This window comes from Paenibacillus sp. FSL P2-0136 (genome assembly GCF_037975325.1).
Classification (GTDB): Bacteria; Bacillota; Bacilli; order Paenibacillales; family Paenibacillaceae; genus Paenibacillus_AQ; species Paenibacillus_AQ silagei.
The window spans coordinates 7,115,138-7,136,723 of record NZ_CP150244.1 but is presented as its reverse complement, the minus strand read 5'-3'; the positions used below and the strand labels follow the sequence as shown (position 1 = coordinate 7,136,723).

At 53.5% G+C, this 21,586-nt stretch carries 24 protein-coding genes; 19 read left to right on the top strand and 5 right to left on the bottom strand.

Annotation, left to right across the window (positions count from 1 at the left end; all coding sequences use genetic code 11):
- Positions 1-86: 86 nt before the first annotated feature.
- From NYE26_RS30480 to NYE26_RS30465, 4 genes are all read left to right on the top strand, one after another.
- On the top strand, positions 87-497 hold the full coding sequence (locus NYE26_RS30480; RefSeq protein WP_036722939.1) for a hypothetical protein: 411 nt from the start codon (positions 87-89) through the stop codon (positions 495-497).
- Positions 498-933: 436 nt separating this feature from the next.
- A complete protein-coding gene (locus tag NYE26_RS30475; protein ID WP_036722938.1) occupies positions 934-1,203 on the top strand; it encodes a hypothetical protein in 270 nt (89 codons plus the stop codon).
- 126 nt (positions 1,204-1,329) lie between these two features.
- Positions 1,330-1,932: a TetR/AcrR family transcriptional regulator gene (locus tag NYE26_RS30470; protein WP_339252442.1), complete on the top strand. Its 603-nt coding sequence runs from the start codon at positions 1,330-1,332 to the stop codon at positions 1,930-1,932.
- Between the two features lie 77 nt (positions 1,933-2,009).
- Positions 2,010-3,407 carry an MFS transporter gene (locus NYE26_RS30465; RefSeq protein WP_339252440.1) on the top strand — a complete coding sequence of 466 codons (1,398 nt, stop codon included), beginning with the start codon at positions 2,010-2,012 and terminating at the stop codon, positions 3,405-3,407.
- Here NYE26_RS30465 and NYE26_RS30460 read toward each other — a convergent pair.
- Positions 3,402-4,832 (bottom strand): PLP-dependent aminotransferase family protein, encoded by a 1,431-nt coding sequence (locus NYE26_RS30460; protein WP_339252438.1) that lies wholly within the window; start codon positions 4,830-4,832, stop codon positions 3,402-3,404. The two genes, NYE26_RS30465 and NYE26_RS30460, sit on opposite strands and share 6 nt — an antisense overlap.
- Positions 4,833-4,985: 153 nt before the next feature.
- Here NYE26_RS30460 and NYE26_RS30455 point away from each other — a divergent pair, with 153 nt between their 5' ends.
- The 4 genes from NYE26_RS30455 to NYE26_RS30440 all read left to right on the top strand — a co-directional run bounded on the left by NYE26_RS30455 (position 4,986) and on the right by NYE26_RS30440 (position 9,074).
- Positions 4,986-5,534: a pyridoxamine 5'-phosphate oxidase family protein gene (locus NYE26_RS30455; RefSeq protein ID WP_209868961.1), complete on the top strand. Its 549-nt coding sequence runs from the start codon at positions 4,986-4,988 to the stop codon at positions 5,532-5,534.
- Between the two features lie 175 nt (positions 5,535-5,709).
- Complete coding sequence (locus tag NYE26_RS30450; protein ID WP_339252436.1) at positions 5,710-6,006, top strand: hypothetical protein; 297 nt, start codon at positions 5,710-5,712, stop codon at positions 6,004-6,006.
- Positions 6,007-6,167: 161 nt separating this feature from the next.
- Positions 6,168-7,376, top strand: a complete 1,209-nt coding sequence (locus tag NYE26_RS30445; RefSeq protein WP_339252434.1) for a hypothetical protein — start codon at positions 6,168-6,170, stop codon at positions 7,374-7,376.
- Between the two features lie 174 nt (positions 7,377-7,550).
- On the top strand, positions 7,551-9,074 hold the full coding sequence (locus NYE26_RS30440; protein ID WP_209868958.1) for a malate:quinone oxidoreductase: 1,524 nt from the start codon (positions 7,551-7,553) through the stop codon (positions 9,072-9,074).
- 119 nt (positions 9,075-9,193) lie between these two features.
- On the opposite strand, the gene NYE26_RS30435 is transcribed toward NYE26_RS30440, so the two are convergent.
- Positions 9,194-10,342 carry an MFS transporter gene (locus tag NYE26_RS30435; protein WP_036722929.1) on the bottom strand — a complete coding sequence of 383 codons (1,149 nt, stop codon included), beginning with the start codon at positions 10,340-10,342 and terminating at the stop codon, positions 9,194-9,196.
- Positions 10,343-10,494: 152 nt separating this feature from the next.
- Here NYE26_RS30435 and NYE26_RS30430 point away from each other — a divergent pair, with 152 nt between their 5' ends.
- From NYE26_RS30430 to NYE26_RS30415, 4 genes are all read left to right on the top strand, one after another.
- Positions 10,495-11,385, top strand: coding sequence for a LysR family transcriptional regulator (locus NYE26_RS30430; RefSeq protein WP_036722928.1), 891 nt, complete (start codon positions 10,495-10,497; stop codon positions 11,383-11,385).
- 63 nt (positions 11,386-11,448) lie between these two features.
- A complete protein-coding gene (locus tag NYE26_RS30425; protein WP_036722926.1) occupies positions 11,449-12,234 on the top strand; it encodes a MerR family transcriptional regulator in 786 nt (261 codons plus the stop codon).
- On the top strand, positions 12,231-12,953 hold the full coding sequence (locus tag NYE26_RS30420; RefSeq protein WP_081751012.1) for a GNAT family N-acetyltransferase: 723 nt from the start codon (positions 12,231-12,233) through the stop codon (positions 12,951-12,953). The genes NYE26_RS30425 and NYE26_RS30420 overlap by 4 nt, the downstream gene beginning before the upstream one ends.
- The gene (locus tag NYE26_RS30415; RefSeq protein ID WP_036722924.1) at positions 12,898-13,917 is read left to right on the top strand and encodes an alpha/beta fold hydrolase; all 1,020 of its coding nucleotides are present in this window, start codon (positions 12,898-12,900) and stop codon (positions 13,915-13,917) included. Before NYE26_RS30420 ends, NYE26_RS30415 begins: the two co-directional genes overlap by 56 nt.
- A gap of 27 nt (positions 13,918-13,944) precedes the next feature.
- Here NYE26_RS30415 and NYE26_RS30410 read toward each other — a convergent pair whose 3' ends face one another.
- Entirely contained in the window at positions 13,945-14,856 is a 912-nt protein-coding gene (locus NYE26_RS30410) for a YafY family protein (protein ID WP_339252427.1), read from the bottom strand.
- Positions 14,857-14,955: 99 nt separating this feature from the next.
- Here NYE26_RS30410 and NYE26_RS30405 point away from each other — a divergent pair, with 99 nt between their 5' ends.
- The 5 genes from NYE26_RS30405 to NYE26_RS30385 all read left to right on the top strand — a co-directional run bounded on the left by NYE26_RS30405 (position 14,956) and on the right by NYE26_RS30385 (position 18,788).
- Positions 14,956-15,432, top strand: a complete 477-nt coding sequence (locus NYE26_RS30405; RefSeq protein WP_339252425.1) for a VOC family protein — start codon at positions 14,956-14,958, stop codon at positions 15,430-15,432.
- A gap of 150 nt (positions 15,433-15,582) precedes the next feature.
- Complete coding sequence (locus NYE26_RS30400) at positions 15,583-16,839, top strand: acyltransferase (protein WP_339252423.1); 1,257 nt, start codon at positions 15,583-15,585, stop codon at positions 16,837-16,839.
- 83 nt (positions 16,840-16,922) lie between these two features.
- Positions 16,923-17,777, top strand: a complete 855-nt coding sequence (locus NYE26_RS30395; RefSeq protein ID WP_339252421.1) for an ABC transporter ATP-binding protein — start codon at positions 16,923-16,925, stop codon at positions 17,775-17,777.
- The gene (locus NYE26_RS30390) at positions 17,770-18,426 is read left to right on the top strand and encodes an ABC-2 transporter permease (RefSeq protein WP_339252419.1); all 657 of its coding nucleotides are present in this window, start codon (positions 17,770-17,772) and stop codon (positions 18,424-18,426) included. Before NYE26_RS30395 ends, NYE26_RS30390 begins: the two co-directional genes overlap by 8 nt.
- Positions 18,423-18,788, top strand: a complete 366-nt coding sequence (locus NYE26_RS30385; RefSeq protein ID WP_339252417.1) for a GntR family transcriptional regulator — start codon at positions 18,423-18,425, stop codon at positions 18,786-18,788. The genes NYE26_RS30390 and NYE26_RS30385 overlap by 4 nt, the downstream gene beginning before the upstream one ends.
- 93 nt (positions 18,789-18,881) lie before the next feature.
- On the opposite strand, the gene NYE26_RS30380 is transcribed toward NYE26_RS30385, so the two are convergent.
- Both NYE26_RS30380 and NYE26_RS30375 read right to left on the bottom strand, forming a co-directional pair.
- Positions 18,882-19,541 carry a glycosyltransferase gene (locus tag NYE26_RS30380; protein WP_339252415.1) on the bottom strand — a complete coding sequence of 220 codons (660 nt, stop codon included), beginning with the start codon at positions 19,539-19,541 and terminating at the stop codon, positions 18,882-18,884.
- An 87-nt stretch (positions 19,542-19,628) separates the two neighbouring features.
- Positions 19,629-20,255 carry a pentapeptide repeat-containing protein gene (locus NYE26_RS30375; protein WP_339252413.1) on the bottom strand — a complete coding sequence of 209 codons (627 nt, stop codon included), beginning with the start codon at positions 20,253-20,255 and terminating at the stop codon, positions 19,629-19,631.
- Between the two features lie 103 nt (positions 20,256-20,358).
- On the opposite strand from NYE26_RS30375, the gene NYE26_RS30370 reads away from it, so the two are divergent.
- Positions 20,359-20,937 (top strand): hypothetical protein, encoded by a 579-nt coding sequence (locus tag NYE26_RS30370; protein WP_339252411.1) that lies wholly within the window; start codon positions 20,359-20,361, stop codon positions 20,935-20,937.
- 6 nt (positions 20,938-20,943) lie between these two features.
- Positions 20,944-21,567, top strand: a complete 624-nt coding sequence (locus NYE26_RS30365; RefSeq protein ID WP_339252409.1) for a hypothetical protein — start codon at positions 20,944-20,946, stop codon at positions 21,565-21,567.
- The last annotated feature ends 19 nt before the right edge of the window (positions 21,568-21,586 follow it).

The window sequence follows — 21,586 nt, the reverse complement described above, 5'->3', positions numbered from 1 at the left end:
CATTGCACCTGGGCATCCGCCCAGGCATCTTCTCCGCGAATGCATATGATGATTATGCCTAATGAAACGAAAGAGGAGCGATAGATATGGGATTTATACCAGTGCCGGGAGGCGGCGGAGGATTTCCGGGGATACCGGGATTTCCGGGTGGACCAGGCTTGCCGGGAGGGCCGGGGATTCCAGGGATACCAGGCGGAGGGCCTGGGGGATTTCCGGGGACGCCCGGGGGTGCACCGGGAGGAGTAGCCGCACCGACGGCGCCACCGCCGCAATTCGTACCGCAAGCACCGGCGGTTACTGCTTATGCGGTTGACCCCGGAGGCATCAGAGGATGCCTGTTCCGCAACACTTATATCTGGCTGAATAATGGTGAGCAGTTCTGGTTCTACCCGGTATTCGTGGGCAGAAGTTCGGTCGCAGGCTTCAGATGGAATGGCTTCTTCTGGGGATACTACGGCGTTGATTTGAACCGGGTTAGCTCGTTCACCTGCTTTTAATTCTGGAAGGAAGCCACCTTTAGCAAGTAAAGAACCCCATGGAGTAAAGGATGCATTCAGTTCGTAGCGAACTATTAGAGATAAATGTATTCGGTGCAACTAAAAACAGTGAAATGGAAGGCTTTCCTCTTCTAACTGTAGTTTGTACAACTACATTTGCCCGAATGGGCAAAAATCCAGGTATAGAGGCATTTTAAGTGCACGAAATACAGCTAAACAGAGATTTGGCGACACATCCGCCGATTTAGTTGTACAGATTGCAATTAAGCCTCTCCCTTTACCTTAATCGCGGCGCGGTAAACCCTCAGCAAGCGATTAGTTAAAGTAATTTTCAAAAGCTGAACTTTGATGGGCTTCTAGCCTGGCGGCATCTCCCTGTTTGGCGTACCGTGACTTGGTTAAGTATAGATCAAGATCACGGACAGGGAGGTGTACTATGGACAACCTGTGGATGGCATTCGTCTACCCTGGCAGCTTCTTGAGTCTGCTGGGGATTGTATTACTCATTATTGGCTATCAACGGCGGCGCACGGGCAGGCGTACCCGTCTGGAAGGCGCGGTAGCCCAGCCCGGCCCGCCGGCACCTGGAGGCCCAGGCACCGCATCGTTTCAGCGGGAGGTACGGTATTCGCTGATGGGAGGCATTCTGCTGGGGCTGGGCTTGCTCCTATTTGCTGCACTGGGCGTTACCTCGCTGTTAGAATAGGACAAGCGTATTGAGCTGGAAACGGCTTAAGCGGGTAGCGGGCAGTACGATACACCTTGCTAAATTCGGGAGCAGGGTGTATTCTTAGTCTAATATGTCAGTTAGTACTGACAGTCAACTTTTGAAATGAGGAATATGATGATGGAGAGCAAATCGCTAAGTACCAGTGATAAACTCCTGACCGCTGCCATTGATCTGTTCGCAGAGAAGGGCTACAAGAGTGTGACCACCCAGGAGATTGCGGCGGCGGCAGGCTTAAGCGAGAAGACGCTGTTCCGCCAGTTCGGAACCAAGCTGAACCTGCTGGAGCGGGCCTTCGACCGGTTTCATTATACCGAAGATATGGCCAGGCTGTTCAATGAAAGCATTATATGGGATCTTCATACCGATCTGCTGCTGGTCAGCCGGACGTATCATGAGATTATGAACCGCAACCGGAAGATGAACATGATATTTATCAAGGAAGGGGATCAACTCCCCGGCCTTAAGGAGTATAGCAGAACCGCTCCGGAGCAGTTGATGCGGAATCTGACGGATTATTTCAAGGCCATGACCGAGCGGGGGAAGCTGATTCCCGGGAATCCCAGAGTGCAGGCTGTGCAATTTATGGTGATGAATTATGGCGCATTCCTGAACAATCTGGACGATGAGGGGAATTTCACTTCGGTGTCGCTGGAGGAATTCATTACGGCAAGTGTCCAGACCTTTACTAGGGCTTTAACGCCCTAGTTGTTTTTTTGAATGAAATGACAGTAAGTACTGACTAACCTAAATCGAATTGATATATGGAGAGAGGAGCACCACCTATGAAGAACCATGCTGTAACCCCTGACATCAGAGGGAATGTGTTAATGCGCGCGCTCGTTTTTATCCTGGTGATTTCATCAATGAATGCGAATATGTTCAATATTGTGCTGCCGACGATCAGTAAGCAATTTGAATTATCTCCATCTCAGGTTAGCTGGGTCATTACCAGTTATATGATTGTATATGCTGTCGGTGCGGTTACTTTTGGCAAATTGACGGAGAAGTACCGGTTGAAGGACCTGCTGACATATGGATTAATGCTCTTTGTGCTGGGATCTATGGCTGGCCTGGCCGCCACCGAATATTGGATGATCATTGCAGGCCGTGTAGTTCAGGCAGGCGGGGCTTCCGTGATCCCTGCTATGGCGATGATCATTCCGGTCCGTTACTTCTCCCCTGAGAAAAGAGGCCGTGCGCTGGGTACGTCTGCCATTGGGATAGCTTTGGGTACAGCGCTGGGGCCGATTATTGCCGGTATGGTCATCAGCGCCTGGAGCTGGCGGATTCTGTTCCTCATTCCGTTGCTGTCGCTGCTGACACTGCCGGTCTACCGCAAATATCTGCAGGATGATGAATCAGGAAAGGCCGGTCCGATGGACTGGCTTGGCGGCATATTGCTGGCTGGGGCGGTAACGGCAATTTTATTGGCATTAACGAGCGGGAGCTTCCCGTTTGCGCTGGCAGCGGTTCTGATGCTCCTCCTGTTTATTCTGCGTATCCGCTCCGCTGCGGCTCCGTTTATCCATCCCGATATTTTCCGCAACAGGCAGTATTCGATCATCCTGATGATTACCTTCTGCATTACGGGCATCAGCTTCAGCTCTCCATATCTCATCCCGCAGCTGCTGACACTTGTAAACGGTCTGTCTCCCGCCTATGTCGGGATCATCATGCTGCCGGCAGCTATCGTTACCACGGTTCTGGGCCGTAAGGGCGGCAAGCTGGCAGATGAGCACGGGAATCCTCGGCTCGTGTATACGGCGGCCTCGCTTCTGGGGATAGGCTTCCTGTGTTTGTCTTCAGTAGCTGGAGGCTCTGCGGTTCTGGTCTCCATCTCGCTGATCTTCTGTGTGCTGGGCCAGTCGTTCATGCAGATTGCTATGTCAAATACGGTTTCGCGGACGTTGACCCCAGAGCAGACAGGAGTGGGGATGGGGCTGTTCTCCATGCTCACCTTCATCTCAGCCGCTACATCGACGGCGGTCCTGGGCAAGGTGCTCGACTCCGGTGCCCAGGCAGCGGCGTTCAATCCTATACCTGGAAATGAGGCTTCCTTTGTGTTTAGTAATATTTTTGCGGTGCTTGCTGTTCTGGTTATTGCGGTGAGCATGGTTTATTATGTGCAGTTTGGGCGCAAGGAGAGCAGATCATCCGGGACCATAAGCAGGGGCTTATAATAACAGCCCGGCCAGCCGGTGAATCCCCTGCTCAATCAAGGTCTCATCCACCTTGGCGAACCCCAGCACCCAACCCTTCCTGCGGCTCTCCAGACAGTAGTGTGCAAGAGGATATACCCGGATTCCCTGCTCCAGGGCTAACCGGGTCACGGCTTCCTCATCGTAGTCTGATTCTGCCTCAAGGAAGACATGCAGTCCCGTCTCTGCTCCGCTCAGGGTGAACCGCTCGGCTAGACCGTTTGCGGTTATCGCCTTGGTGATGGCCTCATGTCTGCGGCGGTACACATTGCGGACTCTGCGCATATGGCGCATGAAGTGCCCTTTTTGAATAAAATGGGTCAAGGTGAGCTGGTCCATCACCGGAAGGTGGCGGTAGGTCAGCTCCTGTACGCGGGCCAGCTGGGCAATGGCCCGCGCCGGGCCGACAATCGCCGAGATACGGATGGCCGGGGCGATCATTTTAGAGAAGCTCATCATATACAGGGTATTATTCGGCGCCTGGCTATAGAGCGTGGGCAGCGGGTCGCCACGGTAGCGGAATTCACTGTCATAGCCGTCCTCTATAATCCATAGCTGCTCCTGCACGGCCTGATGCAGCAACTGCTGCCTGCGCGGCTCTGACATCACGGAGCCTATGGCGCACTGGTGCGATGGAGTTACGAAGACCAGCCGCGATTCCGGGTGAAGCTGGTCAACCACAAGGCCATGTCCGTCTACCGGGACAGGGGCTACGTGCATCCGCCGGTAATTCATCGCCATCCATGCCGCAGGGAAGCCGGGATCTTCCACAGAGACGGTATCTCCTTCCGTGAGCAGGGATTGGGCAATCAGGTCAAGGCTGTGCTGCGCTCCTGAGGTCAACAGAATCTGATTGAGCTCAATCCGTATGCCCCGCTCAAGCAGCAAGTAACGCTGAATCTGTTCCCTGAGCGGCAGGAGACCATAGGGATTGCCGTAGGACCAATCGGATACGTCCATTGCGGCAGAGGCGTGAAGCAGAGATTGCCGCCAGTGGTTCTGGAAGGTCCTATCCACATAAGGCTCGTGGGGGGTGAAATCGATCATCACCTCCTGAGGCTGATGGCCTCCGAACCAGTCTTGCAGCTGATCTACCGCTGAGTTCAGCAGGGGAATTAAAGGTGGAACAGGTCCTTCCGGCACCGACTCCTCCTGTGCCGCTTCAGGAACCGGGTTCCAATGGCTTACCCGTGTTCCGCCCCGCCGGGAGGTTATGGTATACCCTCTGCTCAGCAGTTCCTCATAGACGAGCTGCACCGTGGAGCGGGAAACTCCAAGCTGCTCTGCGAGTTCACGGGAAGGGAGCAGCAGCTCACCCGGGGTCCAGATGCCTTGTGTAATATTGTGAATGGCCTGATTCAGCAGTTGCTGCCAGATCGGACTTGGGTCGTTGCGGTTGACGAACATTGTGAGAAGTCCCCTCCCGTTTGTTGTTTCGGTGCAGTGCCTAAATTATGGATTGGTCGAAACTATGTTCTTTGGATATTTTAGCACAATCCAATAGCTGATATACTACCGAATAACGTATACGCGGAGGACGCGGGAAGGAGAGGGTTCGATATGAATCCGGTTCGTTACAAGGTCAGGGAATGTAAGGATGAGGCGAGGATTGAACAGTTTTTGAAGCAGGCGAGAATTGGGTTTCTGGGATTAGCGGATGGTAATCTCCCGTATGTTGTGCCGCTTAACTATGTGTGGATGGACGGGAAGCTGTATATCCACGGGGCCGGGGATGGAAGACGCAATCAGGTGATGAGTGAGAACTCAGAGGTATGCTTCACAGTCTGTGAGGAGTATGGGACAATCACGAATCCCGTGCCCGCCAAGACGGATACTGCCTATATGAGCGTGATGGTCTTCGGGCAGGCAGAGCCAGTGACGGATCTGGATGAGGCTACGCAGGTCCTGCAGGAGATGATGAACAAGTATGTGCCCGGATACTATAACCGGCCTCTGTCCAAGCAGCATGTCGAGAAATACCGGTCGGCTGTGTACGGCGGACCCGTACAAGTGTACCGGATCACTCCGCAGCATCTGACAGCCAAAGAGAATCCGGTTGAAGCAGAGAGTATGTACAAGGCAGGGACGAATGAAGGGCAGAGCGTGTGATTGCTGCACGGCAAACTAAATAGAGAATGAGCGCTCGGGCCGGTAACGGCCCGGGCTTGTTCGCGTTATGGCATGGGCGGAATGGATGCAAAAAACCGAACACCATTGCGCGGGGCGGGCGATGTGCTGGGGCGGATGTAATCGAAAAACCGATTACAATCGCCGCGAGAGGGGGATGGACGGAAATGTAAGTGGAAAACCGATTACAATGGGCCGGGTGGGGGCGCGTGGGCCAAATGTAATCGAAAAACCGATTACAATGCGCCGCGAGGGGGGCATGGACGGAAATGTAATCGAAAAACCGATTACAATGCGCCGCGAGGGGGGCATGGACGGAAATGTAATCGAAAAACCGATTACAATGCGCCGCGAGAGGGGCATGGACGGAAATGTAAGTGGAAAACCGATTACAATGGGCCTGGTGGGGGCGCATGGGCCAAATGTAATCGAAAAATCGATTACAATTGGATGAGACCGCAGTTGGCATAGGATATGTACAGGATAGAGGGCCGTCAAAGTTGCTGTGAGCCCCAGGATATCGTATGGTTGAGTTAATATAGCAAACAAAGGTAGTATGGAGAATATTAGTAGTATCGAGAATACAGGTAGGATCAAGCAGAGAGGATGAAGCAAATGTCCACAGATAACCAAGCTCTTCCCCCGGCTCCGATTACAGAACCCGGACGGTATGTCCTTGATCTGACGGGGCCCGGTAGCCACACGCTTGACCGCAAGCCCGGTATGGGCAGCTTATCGATCGGCCCCATGGAGTCGAAGCCACAGGCAGAGATGCTGGTCGCTGCGGATGAGCGCATCAACTGGTCCGTCTTCGAACCCTTCGCCACCCCGGCCGGCTCCCCTTGGCCGCGTTATCTGAGCTATACCGGCGTTGACACGGGCTTCCTGGAGTGGGCGGAGCGGCGGCCTATTGAGAGTATAAGCTGGACCCCGGTGCTGCCGGAGGCTGCGGAGATGGATGCCAGCCGGGCAGATATCTACGGCTTGAATATTACAATGAGCCAGCAGTCCGGCGGATTACTCCGCATGAAGCTGCCGGACAAGCTGTACAACCTGAGCCTGTCCGGCGATCTGACCCGCATCTCGGCCTCCGGCCATCTGCCGACTACGTTGGCCTTAGTACCGGATATGAGCCGGCGCAGGAGCGATGCGCCGTACCGGCTGCCGGATCTGGGTGAGCTGCAGGGTGTGACCAACCTGACGCTGAATAGCCCGCCGCTGGGCCAGCCCATCTCGCTGGCGGGTCTGGGGCAGTTTCCGAACCTGGAATCCCTGAGCTTGTGGGGCAGCTTCTGTGATCTTGACGCACTTGCCCGCCTTACCGGGCTGACCAGCCTGGAGCTGCGCTTCATGCCGGAGCTTGACGGTCTGCCTTCGCTGGATACGTGGCCGCTGCTGGACCGGTTCATTGCCTTCAATGTGGAAGAGGCCGGCGGCAAGCGTCTAAGGCAACAGATGAAGGCGCGGGCCAAGATGCGCCCTTGGGATGAGTATGCCTCGGTGAGCCAGCTGAGAAAGCCTGAGTGGTGGGTGAGCGAGTACGGCCGCCCATTCTCCGCCTGGCCGAAGCGTCTGGCCAAGCTGGCGAACGAAGCCTACGATGCTGCACAAGCAGCTATGGCGGAGGCCCGCAATCTTGAAGAGGCGGAAGCAGCCATTACCGCCTTCACCCTGCGCTTCAATTCGCTGAAGGGCATCGAGACTACCGAGAGGGAAGACCTGGGCGAAGCGGTATGGCAGCTCAGCCAGTCAGAGCACCAGCTCGGCCAGCCTATAACAGAGGAAGCGGCGCAGGGCTGGTTCGATGCGGCGCGTGATTATTAATTAAAAAGTTTATAAAAATTAAGATAAATCTTAAAATTTAGTTTCATTAGTGATAAACTAGGATCAGGATTGATCCAAACGGTGTGTGACTTGGTCCGCGCTGGCTTGCTATGGCGCCTAAGCAGGAGTGCCTGCATCCTTCCTGCAAATCGTAGGGTAGAAGGACGGTATAATATGAGCAACCAACAAACAAAAACAGACGTTATTTTAATTGGTGCTGGAATCATGAGTGCAACACTTGGTTCACTGTTAAAGGAATTAGTACCGGATTGGCAAATAACCGTGTTTGAGCGGCGTGCGGGTGCGGGGGAGGAAAGTTCAGGTGAATGGAACAATGCGGGAACGGGGCATTCCTCACTCTGCGAGCTTAACTATACTACAGAGCAGCCGGACGGATCGATTGACATCAGCAAGGCGATTAAGGTGAACGAGGAATTTCAGTTCTCCAAGCAATTCTGGTCCTATCTGGTGAGCCAGAAACGAATACACAATCCGCAGGATTTCATTGTACCTGTGCCACATATGAGCTTTGTGGAAGGACAGAAGGACGTTGCATTTTTACAAAAACGATATGAAGCGCTTTCAAATAGTCCGCTATTTCAAGGCATGGAATTCTCCGATGATCCAAGGCGGCTGATGGAATGGATTCCGCTGATGATGAAGAACCGGAAGCTGGACCAGCCGATAGCGGCTACCAAAATCGATTCGGGAACGGATGTGAACTTCGGCGCACTGACCCGTATGCTGTTCAACCACTTGCAGAGCAATAACACCGATATTAGGTATAATCATCAGGTGGATGACCTGAAGCGCGCGCAGGACGGCTCCTGGGAGCTGAAGGTGAAGAATCTCGCCAGCGGCGTAACAGAGCGTCATAACGCCAAGTTCGTCTTCATCGGCGGCGGGGGAGGAAGCCTGCATCTGCTGCAGAAATCCGGCATACCGGAAGGTAAAAAGATTGGCGGATTCCCGGTAAGCGGACTGTTCATGGTCTGCAAGAAGCCGGAGATTGTAGCCCAGCATCATGCCAAGGTGTACGGTAAGGCTGCTGTGGGTGCGCCTCCGATGTCTGTTCCACATCTGGATACCCGGGTGATCGATAAGCAGGAATCCCTGTTCTTCGGGCCGTTTGCCGGCTTCTCGCCCAAGTTCCTGAAATACGGCTCCATGTTCGATCTGATTACCTCGGTCAAGCCGGATAATCTGGTTACGATGCTTGCAGCAGGAGCGAAAAACCTGTCATTGACCAAGTATCTGATCGGGCAGGTCATGCTGTCCAAAGAACAGCGCATGGAAGCGCTGCGGGAGTTCATCCCGGATGCTAGCAGCGAGGATTGGGAGCTGGTGGTGGCAGGCCAGCGGGTGCAGATTATTAAGGATACAGCAGCCGGTAAAGGCATGCTTCAATTCGGAACGGAAGTGATCAGCAGTGCGGACGGCTCCATCGCCGCATTGCTGGGAGCCTCTCCAGGAGCATCAACGGCCGTCTCTGTCATGCTGGAGGTAATCACCAAGTGCTTCCCGCAGCAGATCAAGGCCTGGGAGCCGAAGATCAAGCAAATGATTCCTGCCTACGGCATGTCCTTGTCCGCTAACCCGAAGCTATTGAACGACATTCATGCTTCCGCAGCGCACACGCTGGGCCTGACGAATGGAACAGATGGGCATGAGCCGCCAGCCGCGGTCAACCATCTGTAGGCAATAGAGAGCGTACGGCTGACCACCAGCCTGTCAGCTCTTATATACATGCAAAGAGGCCATCCCTTGGGATAGCCTCTTTGTCTTCCTGTGTCCATCTCTGAGTACTTCAAGGGCGATCAAGCCTTATGAGTCTTGAACAGCCGGATGGCCAGAATCAGAGCCACCGCTACAGCCGCGAGACCCGCCCAGTTCAGGTGGAGCACAGAGGTACGGCTGATCACATAGCCGCCTAGGCCCGATCCCAGCGCGAAGCCGAACTGGATGAAGGAGGTATTGACGCTCAGGGCCATATCCGGGTTCCGGGGAACCAGGGTGACCAGCAGGAGCTGTTGCGCGGGGGAGATGCTCCAGGTCCCCAGCATGAAGATCATCAGGATCAGGAGGAGGACGATCACATGAACGCCTGCCATTGCGAACAGGAGGAGCGTGGCTGCCTGTAACAGAAGTCCCGTAATTATGGTGAACTTCGATCCTTTGGAATCAGCCAATTGCCCGCCTAACTTGGAGCCCATGAAGCTGCAGACCCCCGCCAGGAAGAGCACCCCGCTGATTTCGGTCACAGACAGTGAGGATGCGGCCTGCAGGTAAGGGGTAATATAAGTGAAGAGTGTAGCGTAACCCCCTACATATAGTAAGGTGATCGCCAGAGCAGTAACAATTCTGGAATCCTTCAGCACAGACAGCTGCATCCTGAGGGTGACGGCTTCTTTTTCTTTGATGGCAGGGACCTTGGCAGAGATGATGAACAGCGGAACAAGGCTCAGCCCCCCGACGATGATGAACAGAGCCCTCCACCCAAAGTGTTCACTGAAAAAAGTGCCGGCCGGAACGCCCAGAACCAGCGAGCTGCTCAGTCCCATCAGAATAATGCCAATCGCATTGCCTCTGCGCTCCTTCTCCACGAGCCGTGTAGCTACAGCCATAGCGACTACGGTAGCTATGCCCCCGCTTGCCCCTTGGATAACCCGTACCCCCAGCATAGCTTCATAAGGCAGGTTCAGAAGCATCAGCCCGTTGCTGGCAATGAACACGCCGAGGGCGGTCATCAACAGCTTTTTTCGGTCCATATTGAGGGTGAGTGCAATGAGAACCGGTGCAATAATCGCTGCGGACAGCGCGAAGACAGTCACCATCAGACCCACTTCGGAGGTGGATACGCTAAGATCTGCCGCCATCATCTCAATGACGCCGGTAATAATATATTCAATCGTCCCGATCAGAAAAACGGCAAGTGCCAGAATATATATCGTCAATCGGTTATTCAAATTCATTCGCTCCTTGTGGTTTCATATCCTTGTACATTCATAACGGAATCGGCCGCCGTTCTTGTCATCACTCTACGATGCTGCTAAGGTTAAGTCAAAGAAACGTTTCTGAATGGAACGTTCATTTTTTTTGAATGAAGGAGTGACATCAGATGGAATTGCGCCAACTTAAAACCTTTTATACGCTGGCTTCCACGCTCAATTTCGCCCGCGCCGCCGAAGCGCAGAACTATGTTCCCTCAACGGTTACGATGCAAATGAAGGCCCTGGAGGAGGAATTAGGAGTGAAGCTGGTGGACCGGCTCGGTAAAAATGTGACGTTAACCGATACCGGAAAAACGTTCCTGCGTTATGCGGATAACATCCTGTGTATGGTGGAGGAGGCGCAGCATGCCCTTAAGCAGCCCGGCGAGCTGACAGGCACCATCGTGATTAGCGCAGATGAGACATTATGCACCTACCGGCTCCCCGCTGTGTTGCAGAAGTTCCGGCAGCTTCATCCCGGAGTCCGCTTGATCTTCCTGCCGCTCGTGAGTCCCAGCCTCAGACAGAGTCTGCGGGACGGGGATGTTGATGTTATCTTCATGCTGGATGAAGTGAAGGGAGAGAGCGGATTTTGCGGAGAAAAAATAAGGGAGGAACGCTTCTGTCTCCTGGCTGCTCCCGATCATCCGCTGGCGTCGCGTCCGGCGCTTGCTATCGAGGATTTCCACGGTGAAACGTTCTTACTGACGGAGCAAGGGTGCTCCTACCGCAGCTTCTTCGAGCGCAGCCTGTCGCAGAAGGGGATGGCAGGCATTACGGAACTTGAGTTTCACAGCGCAGAAGCCATCAAACAATGTGCGAAGCTGGGCATGGGCATCGCCATCCTGCCTGAAATGGCTGTAAGCGAAGAATTGAAGCGGGGGGAGCTGATCTCCCTGCCGTGGGATTTGACCGCAGTATCTTTTGCCACCCAGATGTTCTGGCATGAGGAGAAGTGGCTCTCCCCGGCAATTGAGGCTTTTCTCCGTCTGGCCCGGGATCTCGAATCCTCCCCTTGACCTTAGGTCTGACCCAGGGTGTATCGTAGGGATATTCCAAGCCGCAGTCCGGGGAGTGATTAGATGAGAAATGAAATAACAATTAGTGAACTGGCCAAGCTGATGAATGTATCGGTTCACCAGATCCGGTATTTTGAAGAGAAGGGTGTTCTGCAGCCTGCTTATACCGGTGAGAATCAGTACAGAATGTACAGTATGGATCAAGTGTATCAGCTCGCGCATATCCTGCTGCTCCGCAAGCTTGAAGTGCCTGTTCAGTCGATTAATGAATGTATGGGCTATAGTCCGGAGCAGCATCGCGGGCTGCTGGAGCATTCTCTGGAGGGGATTGAGCAAGAGCTGCGCCGCCTCCGGGAGCTTCGGCAGTTTATCCGTAAAATGCTGGAGGAACAGCAGAGCTACAGCACCTCCCCTGAGACCTTTCAGATTAAGAAGTGTAAGGCTACAAGACTTATGCAGGTGATGAAGCTGGATTCACACAGGAAGCTGAGTGCAGCGCTGCTTGCGGAGCAGGCGGCAGGGATACCGGATCTGTTCGAATCGGATATGTATTATGTGCTGGAGGAGCCGGGCGCTGTGACCTTGTGTCTGGAGCAGCCGGAGGCGGGCGGAGTTATTTTACCGGAAGGGGAGTATCTGACTCTGCAATGTGTGGCCCGGGAGGAGGAGCTGGAGCAGTGGACCGGCCGGCTGCTGGAGCATGCTGCTGCACAAGCGATTCCTCTCGCGGGACCGCTGGTGGTCATTGAACGTTCTTATCTCTCCCTTTTCGTTCAAGACAAGCTGCATTATGAGCTGAGGGCCTGCATCGGCCCGGCTGCACCCGTGGAAGGGAGAGGTTCCGTATGAGAACGATGTCAACAGGTACAACGTCAATAAGCACAGCGCCAGTAACTATCGAACCTATGGAGGCGAGGTATAATCGTGCGGTGGGGGGGCTGCTGGCTCAAGCTTTTCAGGGGAAATTCCAGAACCGGATCAGGCTGAAGGAGGGAGAGCTGGCAGGGTGCTTCGAAATGCTGCTTCAGTATGCTCCTGCTGATCCCTATACACACAGGATGGTAGCTGTGCAGCAGGGTGAGGTGATTGGCAGCATCGCGATTAAGTGTACACCTGAAGCCCGCCTTTTGGGGAAAAGGCAGACGCCTCCGTTACCGGGAACCTCACAGCTATTAGGCAAACGGGGCATGATCAGAATGCTGATCGGCCTCTATGTACTAGACCATACCCCGGCAGCAGGCGAGTGTTATATTACCGACCTTGCGGTCCACCCGGAGCATCAGAACAAAGGGGTAGGAAGGTTGCTTATAGAGTGGGCGCAGAAGCTTGTGGATCAAGACCCGGGACTGAATCGTCTCAGCCTGCATGTATCAGCCGGTAATCCGCATGCCCGTCAGCTATACGGGAAGTGGTCCTTCCATACGGAAGCCCGGGAGACACGTTATACCCTGTATTTATTGTTCAATGAACTGCGCTGGGAATACATGGTTCAGAAGAGAGGCGGATACAGAAATGAAGACAACGAAGAAGCTATGGATATCTCTGCTAACTATAGTGCTGCTCCTTAGCGGTGCGGGGCTGTATATTGTGCAGCAGAACCGCTTTGAGATGACGGAGCAGGCCATCCGGATTGCGTCGCCTGAGGGCGAGCTGACGGGTACGCTGGTGCTGCCCAAGGGGTCTTCAGCAGCTTCCGGCAAGCTGGGACTGGTCCTCTTCATTCATGGGGACGGGCCGATTAATGCCTCGCATGATGATGGATATAAGCCGCTATGGGAGCGGTTAGCCAGTCTGGGGTATGCCTCCTTGTCTCTTGATAAAAGAGGGATCGGCGGTTCCGCAGGCGATTGGCTGGATCAGAGTATAGATGACCGGGTGGAAGAAGCCCGCGAGGCTATTGCATGGGCCCGGAAGCAGCCGGATATCGATCCGGACCGGATCGGGGTGTGGGGCGCCAGTCAGGCAGGCTGGGTGATTCCCAAGCTGGCGGGCAAGGAGCCGCTCGCCTTCAGCATCCTGGTCTCCCCGGCTATTAACTGGCTGCGCCAGGGTGCCTATCATACCCGGCAGCAAATGCTGCAGGAAGGGAAATCGGAAGCGGAGATTCAAGCGGAAGTGGCATCTAACAACGAGGTTTTGGAGCTTTTGGCGCAGAAGGCGAGCTATGAAGACTATCTGGCTGTAGTGAAGGAAGATGACCCGATGACGCGGGAGCGGTGGACCTTTGTCAGTAAGAATTACCTGTCGGATGCAGGGGAGGATCTTAAGCAATTCCATTCCCCGGTGCTGTTGCTGCTGGGCCAGCAGGATATTCATGTAGACTGGCAGGAGACAGAGCAGGTGTACCGCAAGCTCGTCCGGCCGGAGCTGCTGAGCGTGGCGGTCTTCCCGGAGGCTGAGCATTCGATGCTGAGCAAGAAGACGGCGGATTCCAGCTTCAGAGCGCTCATGATCAGCCTCTTCGCCCCACGCCACATTACAGTTCCGGGCTATATGGATCGGATTGGGGAATTTCTTAAGGAGCTGGAGTAGCAGCCCGCTCCCTTAGCACCGTAATTACTACGTATACCGGCTCATCATTTCAAGCAGGTACTTACGGAATTCTTCACGGTAGTCCTTCGGCTCCATAATCTCCAGATGGGTGCCGAAGCCTGCCAGGAATTGATATCCGATCGGGTGATGCGGAATATAGAACGTAGCCAGCAGTTGTTCCGCGTTATAGGCTTCGATGCTCTTGCGGCCATAACGTTCAATGAATTGATCCTTAATCCCCGGCGAGATCAGCGCCTTCACTTCGGTTAACTGCGGCGGAACTTCAGCCTCCCGTGCCTGATTCAGCATATCCGCTCTGGGGCTGAAGGTCTGTTTCTTCCGCTCCAGCTGCTCCATCCGGGAGAGCTTGAACATCCGCGCGCCCATCCGCTCCAGGCAGAAGCCCTTCAGATACCAGCTCGATTCACTGAAATGAAGTTGATAAGGCTCCACTGTCCGTGTCGTGGGAGTACCTGTTCTATCGGTATAGTCAAAAGAGAGCAGCCAGCTCCCGGCGATGGCCTCCTGACAGAGCTTCATGGCTCCGGCAAGCTCCGCGCGTCCCTCCCAGCCATAGAAGGACAGCTGAACCGACCCTTTAGAAGCGAGCGGGCTAACCATCGCTTCTATTTTTCGTAGCGTCATGGCAACGTCTTCGCTGATCAGAATTTGCTCCAGCCCGCCGAGCGCAGCCAGTATATTCTCCAGATCGGAGCTGCTCAGCAGCCGCTTGTCCATCTTGTATTCTTCCATAATGCCGTAGCCGCCCTGCACGCCGGGTGTGGCGTATATAGGAATGTGCGCCAGGCTGAGCGCTTCCATATCGCGGAGAATCGTCCGTTTGGACACGCCGAATAATTGTGCGAACTCTGAGCTGGGCACAATATCTTTTTTGAGCAGAATCATGATGATGGTAATCAGCCGCTCCACCTTGTCCATCCGGTTACCTCTTTCTTGAGTTGAGTACGAAACGGTGACATATAGCCGTCACCTATCGTGTATTATACTACATTTATCTTACGAAGGAGGTTATGCTCAATGTCAGCGATTGCTTATCTTAATTTCGATGGTGTTGCCGAACAGGCGATTGAATTCTACACAGAGGCTCTACAGGCCACCCAGGTGAAAAAGGTCAAATTCGGAGATATGCCGCAGGACCCGAACTATCCTCTGTCCGAGCAGGAGTCAGCGATGATTATGGAATCCTCTATAGAATTCGCAGGCGGCAAAATTATGATGTCCGACCTTCTGCCCTCGATGCAAGCGGTAATGGGAAAGCTGGTGAAGGGGAATGCCATGCTGATCAGCCTGGTGATGGAGGACAAGCAGAAGCTGGAAGAGTACTTTAAGGGCCTGTCTGCGGGCGGACATGTCATCATGCCTTTATCCGCTACACCATGGTCTTCGTGCTTCGGCTTGCTGGTGGACCAGTATGGTGTAGGGTGGAAATTCAACAGTGATGCCGAGCAGTTTCTGGATGCGATTATGGAGGGGAATTCAAGTAAATTGCAATAATGGGACGTAAATCACAGTTTGTAAAATTTTCTCCTCTAAAGCCCTAAATCGTTGAAGGAATTGGCCTGAATCTATGGAAAGATAGAGTACCTGAGACCAGTCTGCGTCATATATTCAGGAATTCACTCATGAAAAGAGGAATTTGAGCTGATGTCAACGATTCGTCTGGGCAATACCCGGCTAACAGGAGCGGATGGCGTTCGTGCGATCGCCTGCCTGTCAGTCATCCTGCATCACTTGTCGCAAAAGCTGATCATGCCCGCACAAAAGCCCTGGCTGCAGGAGCTGCAATCCGTGCTGCTTCTGGGGAACAGCGGGGTCAGCTTGTTTTTTCTGCTAAGCGGCTTCCTGCTGTCGTTTCCCTTCTGGAGTGCATATCTCGATAACAGGCCGTATCCGAGTTTGAGGACGTACACCCTGCGCCGTGCCGCAAGAATTATGCCCGGCTTCTATGTATCCCTGCTGGTCTGCCTGCTCCTGACCTGGAGGCTGGATATTCCGATGGAGTACTTAGGGCGGCGTATTGTCACAGCCTTCACCTTCACATCGGGCTTCCACTATACCACGTTCTTCCCCTCCGACTTGAACGGCCCGCTCTGGTCGATCAGCTTCGAGGTCTTCTGCTACCTGCTTATGCCCCTCTTCATGGCTGCACTATTCATGCTAGGCAAACTTCATTCCTTTAGTAAGGCGATCATGTTCTGGGTCGCCATATTTGGGTTGGTGCTGGCCGCCAATGCCCTCATTCATCATTGGTTTACACCAGGCGAGCAGGGCCGGGGCTGGGACTACGGCCAGGTCGGCGGAGCGAAATTCTGGATGCCCAACTACAATCCGGTCGGCTTCTTCGGCCACTTCACCATCGGCATTCTGGCGGCGGGCATCACGAATGCCTTGCTGCAGCGCCGCTCCAGAGTGGAAAGGCTCAGCAGGCTGGGCGTGTTCGATGCGGCTGCTGCGCTCGCACTTGGCCTGGCCGGCCTCCTGATCTGGCGGATGCGCCACGCGGGCGAATTCGATTTCAGTCTCCAGCAGCAGCCGTATCTGTTCCCGGTCTACGCCATACTATTTGGCATTGTGCTATTCACAGCACCGTTCAGCCGGGTGGCCGGGCGTGTGCTGGATAACCGCTTCTTCCGGTTTACGGCGAAGGTCTCGTTCGGCCTGTACATATGGCACTACCTGTTCATTACTCTGATCGAGAAGTACGGGCTTCAGGATTACCACTTTGCCGGGGTCAGGGATGTGTGGCGCTGGCTGGGCATCAGTATGTCTGTTGTGGTCATTTCGTATGCAGCGGCCACTATTTCGTATTACGCCATAGAACAGCCGTTCATTAACTGGTCTAAGGGCAAGCCGCTCTTCCGGCGCAAGCCGAAGGATAAGCCTGCGGAGACGGCAGCCTAATCTTCACCCGACTGTTGACTTTGTGAAATCCCCGTGATACATTGTGTATACACGGAATACACAATTTATTGGGGAGGGTTGTTATGCTGGCCTTGGATGTTAGACACTTGAATAAGAAATACCCGAATTTTCAGCTCAAAGACGTATCTTTTCAACTGGAGCAGGGGTATATTATGGGCTTCATCGGCGTGAACGGCGCCGGCAAAACAACGACGATCAAATCGATTCTAAATATGATTCAGATGGACAGCGGCGAGATTCACATTCTGGGCAAGAATATCGCGGAGCATGAGATGGAGCTGAAGCAGGACATCGGCTGTGCCTTCGGCGATATTAACTTCTACACCCGCAGCCGGATCAAGACGCTCACAGGCATCACGAAGAAGTTCTACAAGAATTGGAATGATGACACGTATTACAAGTATCTGAAGCGGTTCAAGCTGGACGAGAACAAGAAGATCGCTGAGCTGTCCACCGGTATGAAGGTCAAATACAGCCTGACTCTCGCTCTGTCGCATGGCGCCAAGCTGCTCATTCTGGATGAGCCGACCAGCGGACTCGATCCGGTCTCCCGGGATGATCTGCTGGATATTTTCCAGGAGCTTATCATGGGCGGCGAGATCAGCATCCTTTTCTCCACTCATATAACCTCTGACCTCGAACGCTGTGCGGATTATATCACCTTCATTGAGCAAGGAGAGATTGTGGCAAGTAGCGAGAAGAACGAGTTCAAGGAGTCATACCGGTTACTTAGCGGCAGCGAGTCGCAGCTTAACGAATTGAAGGAGAAGCTGATTTCCTACAAGATCAACTCCTTCGGCTTCACCGGATTGATTCATGCCCGGGATATCGATCCCGCCTGGACGCTTAACACGGCCATCCCGACTCTTGACGACATCATGATCTACTTTACCAAAAAGGAGGGTGTATATGTATAATCTGGTGCTGAAGGATTTGAAGTTAGGCGTTAACCCCTGGTTCTTTGTATTACCTTTAATTCTAGGCGGTCTGATGCTCATTCCGGGCTGGGTCTACTTTATAGTCCCGCTGTATTTCTGCTTCATCACCGTACCGAACATGTTCGGCGGATTCAAGAGCCAGAATGATCTCATATTCAGCACGATGATGCCTGTGACCAAACCGGACATCGTGAAGTCCAGAATAGCTGTGATTGTCATTCTTGAGCTTATGCATCTGCTCATTGCCATGATCTTCAGTATCTTTACGTTCCGCCTGTACCCGCATTTGACTTATATTTTCTTTCCGCCTTATATGGGCTTCTGGGGCCTATGCTTCATTATGCTGGCGGTGTTCAACCTTATATTTATCTCGATGTATTACAAGACGGCATATAAGTATGGCGCGGCTACGACTGCATCGACGGCTGCGGCGATCCTGTTCGCGGGCCTGGTCCAATGGGCCGGAATTCAGAATAGCTGGATGCACGGCATTTTCTACGGCTCCGGGACCGGCAATGCGGCGCTTCAGTTCTCGATTCTGATCGGAGGCATCCTCATTTTCGCGGTCTTCACCCTGCTTGCCTACCGGATTGCGGTGAAGAGATTCCTCAGAGTGGAGATCTTATGAACGTAACCATCTCCAGCACCTCCGACAAGCCGATTTACCAGCAGCTGCACGAACAGATCAGCGCACAGATTCTTAGTGGCGAGCTGGAAAGCGGCTATTGCTTACCCCCCATCCGGCAGGCTGCCCTAGAGCTGCATGTCAGTGTCATCACGGTGAAGAAGGCCTGGGAGGAGCTAGAGCGGAGTGGCTTGATTAATACGGTAACGGGCAAAGGCTGCTTTGTGGCCGAATTCTCACCGGATGAGATGCTGCGGATACGTAACGAGATGGTCTTGAAGCAGATGGAGGGCGACATTCAGTATTACAAGTCCTTCGGCCTTACGCTTGATGAAGTGATCGCGCTGCTGGGGAAGATCTACTAAAGCGCGCAGAGATTAAACGCAGGAACAGGCTTTTCACGATCCCTTGGGGAGGTGAAAAGCCTGTTTTGTTGTGTGTGTCACGGATCACGTATCCTATTTCCCCTGGAATTTCTCCGGGAACTGTTTCACAATGCCTTCCGTCAGCAGGTCGGCAAAATGAATCATGTGGACCTCGTTTTTATCGGTGGCAGCAATGGAAGCAGCGTAGTCTCCCTTGAGGATATCAAGCACGATGTCCGTGACGAGCTGAAGATGCTCGTACAGCATGTCCTGCACTCCTTTGAAGGGCCAGTTCGGATTCAGTCCGCTCAGGAAGCGGGCAATCTCATCGGCGTTCCTGTGCCAGTCCGTCTGGAGCTTCTGTACCTCGCCCGCATTGCCTTTCTGGGCGGCCGCGACGATCTGTCCGGCTATCTGAATATGCTCCTTGAGCAGTCCGGCCAGCTTATTGCCGTTCGCCTCCCCGTAATAACGCTTGAAGACATTGCCGATATCTTCCTGGTTCCTTAGCAGCCGCGCCAATACTTCCTTCTGATCCGGGTTATTGTTGAGGGCGCTCACAATATAGCTGTGCGTCCATGTGGTGTGGTCAATCCACACCTGTTGCATCTCACTTCTCAGCTGCACCTTCTGCGGGCTCCAGCAGGCCGCCGCCTTTTTGCTGCCGCCTGCCTGGGCCTGCACCGTTCCTCCGGCTTGCGCAAGATTGAATACGAGCGTGAGGGTGAACACCATTAGCCATAGCTTTTTCAAGATCAACTGCTCCTTTGGGTGGGATGGGATAATCTGTATTATTATGGCTAAGTTGGATGGTTATATGCGGATCTATTGCAGGCTACATCACTCCTCAAATTTCACATGATCCAGTATCGTATTCCCCCACTCAGGCAGCAAGTGTGCCTCTCCCGCAAAGCGGCTTCCAGCTATGGAGCCGTCTTGAAACAGCGCCCCCTCAAAGCTGCATTCCTCGAACCGGCAATACAGGAATAAGGCACCGCGAAAGTTGGCGCCGTCAAAGCGGCAGCGGGTGAAGGATACATCATTAGCGATCGCTTTGCTGAAGTTGCAGCCGGTGAAATCACAATCATGGAACTCCTTGCTGATTCGGGCACGATTCAGCTTCGCTCCCCGGAAGGAACAGTGGCTGAAGGTATGGGTCACGAATCTGTTGTCCAGCTTGACCCCGTCCAGGCAACAATGGGTAAGCGTTGAGGTATTGAGGCTTGCCGCATCCTCGAAGCGTGAATAAGAGAAATCAATGCCCTGTAGAGTGAGGTACTGTATGCTCTCTATCAGAGTAACCCCCCGGTAATCTTCCAGTCCTGCCTCCGTCTGTCCATAAGGGGAGATGGGAAAGGAGCGGTCCTTTTGATGGAGATTATGTTTGCCTGAAATAGCGGCCAGACGCCGGTTCACTTCAGAGAGCTGGTCGTCCTGCCATCTGGCCAAGAGGAATTTCTTATTCAAGGTAGCCCCTCCTTACATTAATTTGGTAAAATGAATGAAATCTAGTTTATATGTTAGTATGCCAAGTAACTATAGACAAGCCATTAAAGGAGGCCATCCACCCGTGGGAAGATCGTTTGCAAATCTGCATATCAAGTCAGGTGACCTGGACAAGACCCTTCAAGCCTTGAAAGAGCTGATCGCCAAGCATGGCAAGGTTCTGGGTTATCCTGATTCTGAGACGCCGGAGCGTAAGGCAGTTATCTATGTAAGCCAAAGCAACGAGGGCTGGATCAGCGTGCTTCACGATTATTTCGTATGGGGTACGGTGAAAAAGGTTGGCAGAACGTTGTCCGGGCTGCTGGAGGAGCCGGTGATGACGGCGGGATACATGAATGAGGAGATCTTCGAGCTGTCTTTCTTTGAACAGGGGGAGATCCAGGCCGAACGAATCTTCTGTGAGCCGTGGACCCGGGAGGAATACGAACACCTGCGGGAAGAGCGTATAGCTGACGAATATATGCAGCGGGTGCTCGGGATGCAAGCTGAGGAGGAGAACTTCGGCGCATTCATCAGCCTTACCAGCCCCGGGCAAGCGGTGGAGCGGCTGTCCGAAATTACTGGAATGTCTCTATGGAGCGATGCGGAATGGCTGCCGTATGAAGAGACGCTCAGAGCACGGTTTGTTACCTATGAGTGGTAGAAGAAGATGCTAAAAAACAGCGGATTCTACAAGCAGCGCTTCTTCATCACGCCCGAGGAGTTCAAGAGAGTCGTAGAGCTTCTGGAGCCTACGCAAGTGCGGTACTATTTAACCAATTATACCCATACAGAGCATGATCAGAATCAGGTGGTGGAGGCGTATCGCGCCTTCTATCAATATTATACAGCTACGGAAAAAGAGAGCGGGGTGCGCCCCTTCTTCATCTATTCGATGTCGGTTCTGCCGGATACGGAGAGCTTTGGTTTTTTTGCGAGAAATGAGGGGGTTTCTATTCCCTATCACGGGCAATGGGCAGAGAATGAGCTGCCCTGTATTCTGATCTCCTGCCCTAAGGGGCACCGGGTCAATGCTCAGGATGAGCAAGGGGAGTATTATCTCTATGAGGATGTCCGGGAGCACAAACCGCTGAGCTATGCCCTGTATAAGGAAATCACCGGCTCTATTCAAAAAATAACCAAGCCTCTCCGCTTCTCGGCGCAAGATACGGAGGCGATGGACGAACAGAAGCCCTCTGTACGCATAAGCCGTGACGCGGCTCAAGACTTAAGCGACTCGTGGATGGTCAGACAATATGGACTCGTGATCCATGGGCAACCAGGGCCTAGCTGATCTATTGGATTACTCATGA

Bases quoted from the DNA above. Each gene is read 5' to 3' on its own strand.
- NYE26_RS30480 (WP_036722939.1), top strand. From the start codon at position 87: ATGGGATTTATACCAGTGCCGGGAGGCGGCGGAGGATTTCCGGGGATA.
- NYE26_RS30475 (WP_036722938.1), top strand. From the start codon at position 934: ATGGACAACCTGTGGATGGCATTCGTCTACCCTGGCAGCTTCTTGAGT.
- NYE26_RS30470 (WP_339252442.1), top strand. From the start codon at position 1,330: ATGAGGAATATGATGATGGAGAGCAAATCGCTAAGTACCAGTGATAAA.
- NYE26_RS30465 (WP_339252440.1), top strand. From the start codon at position 2,010: ATGAAGAACCATGCTGTAACCCCTGACATCAGAGGGAATGTGTTAATG.
- NYE26_RS30460 (WP_339252438.1), bottom strand. From the start codon at position 4,832: ATGTTCGTCAACCGCAACGACCCAAGTCCGATCTGGCAGCAACTGCTG.
- NYE26_RS30455 (WP_209868961.1), top strand. From the start codon at position 4,986: ATGAATCCGGTTCGTTACAAGGTCAGGGAATGTAAGGATGAGGCGAGG.
- NYE26_RS30450 (WP_339252436.1), top strand. From the start codon at position 5,710: ATGGACGGAAATGTAAGTGGAAAACCGATTACAATGGGCCGGGTGGGG.
- NYE26_RS30445 (WP_339252434.1), top strand. From the start codon at position 6,168: ATGTCCACAGATAACCAAGCTCTTCCCCCGGCTCCGATTACAGAACCC.
- NYE26_RS30440 (WP_209868958.1), top strand. From the start codon at position 7,551: ATGAGCAACCAACAAACAAAAACAGACGTTATTTTAATTGGTGCTGGA.
- NYE26_RS30430 (WP_036722928.1), top strand. From the start codon at position 10,495: ATGGAATTGCGCCAACTTAAAACCTTTTATACGCTGGCTTCCACGCTC.
- NYE26_RS30425 (WP_036722926.1), top strand. From the start codon at position 11,449: ATGAGAAATGAAATAACAATTAGTGAACTGGCCAAGCTGATGAATGTA.
- NYE26_RS30420 (WP_081751012.1), top strand. From the start codon at position 12,231: ATGAGAACGATGTCAACAGGTACAACGTCAATAAGCACAGCGCCAGTA.
- NYE26_RS30415 (WP_036722924.1), top strand. From the start codon at position 12,898: ATGAAGACAACGAAGAAGCTATGGATATCTCTGCTAACTATAGTGCTG.
- NYE26_RS30410 (WP_339252427.1), bottom strand. From the start codon at position 14,856: ATGGACAAGGTGGAGCGGCTGATTACCATCATCATGATTCTGCTCAAA.
- NYE26_RS30405 (WP_339252425.1), top strand. From the start codon at position 14,956: ATGTCAGCGATTGCTTATCTTAATTTCGATGGTGTTGCCGAACAGGCG.
- NYE26_RS30400 (WP_339252423.1), top strand. From the start codon at position 15,583: ATGTCAACGATTCGTCTGGGCAATACCCGGCTAACAGGAGCGGATGGC.
- NYE26_RS30395 (WP_339252421.1), top strand. From the start codon at position 16,923: ATGCTGGCCTTGGATGTTAGACACTTGAATAAGAAATACCCGAATTTT.
- NYE26_RS30390 (WP_339252419.1), top strand. From the start codon at position 17,770: ATGTATAATCTGGTGCTGAAGGATTTGAAGTTAGGCGTTAACCCCTGG.
- NYE26_RS30385 (WP_339252417.1), top strand. From the start codon at position 18,423: ATGAACGTAACCATCTCCAGCACCTCCGACAAGCCGATTTACCAGCAG.
- NYE26_RS30365 (WP_339252409.1), top strand. From the start codon at position 20,944: ATGCTAAAAAACAGCGGATTCTACAAGCAGCGCTTCTTCATCACGCCC.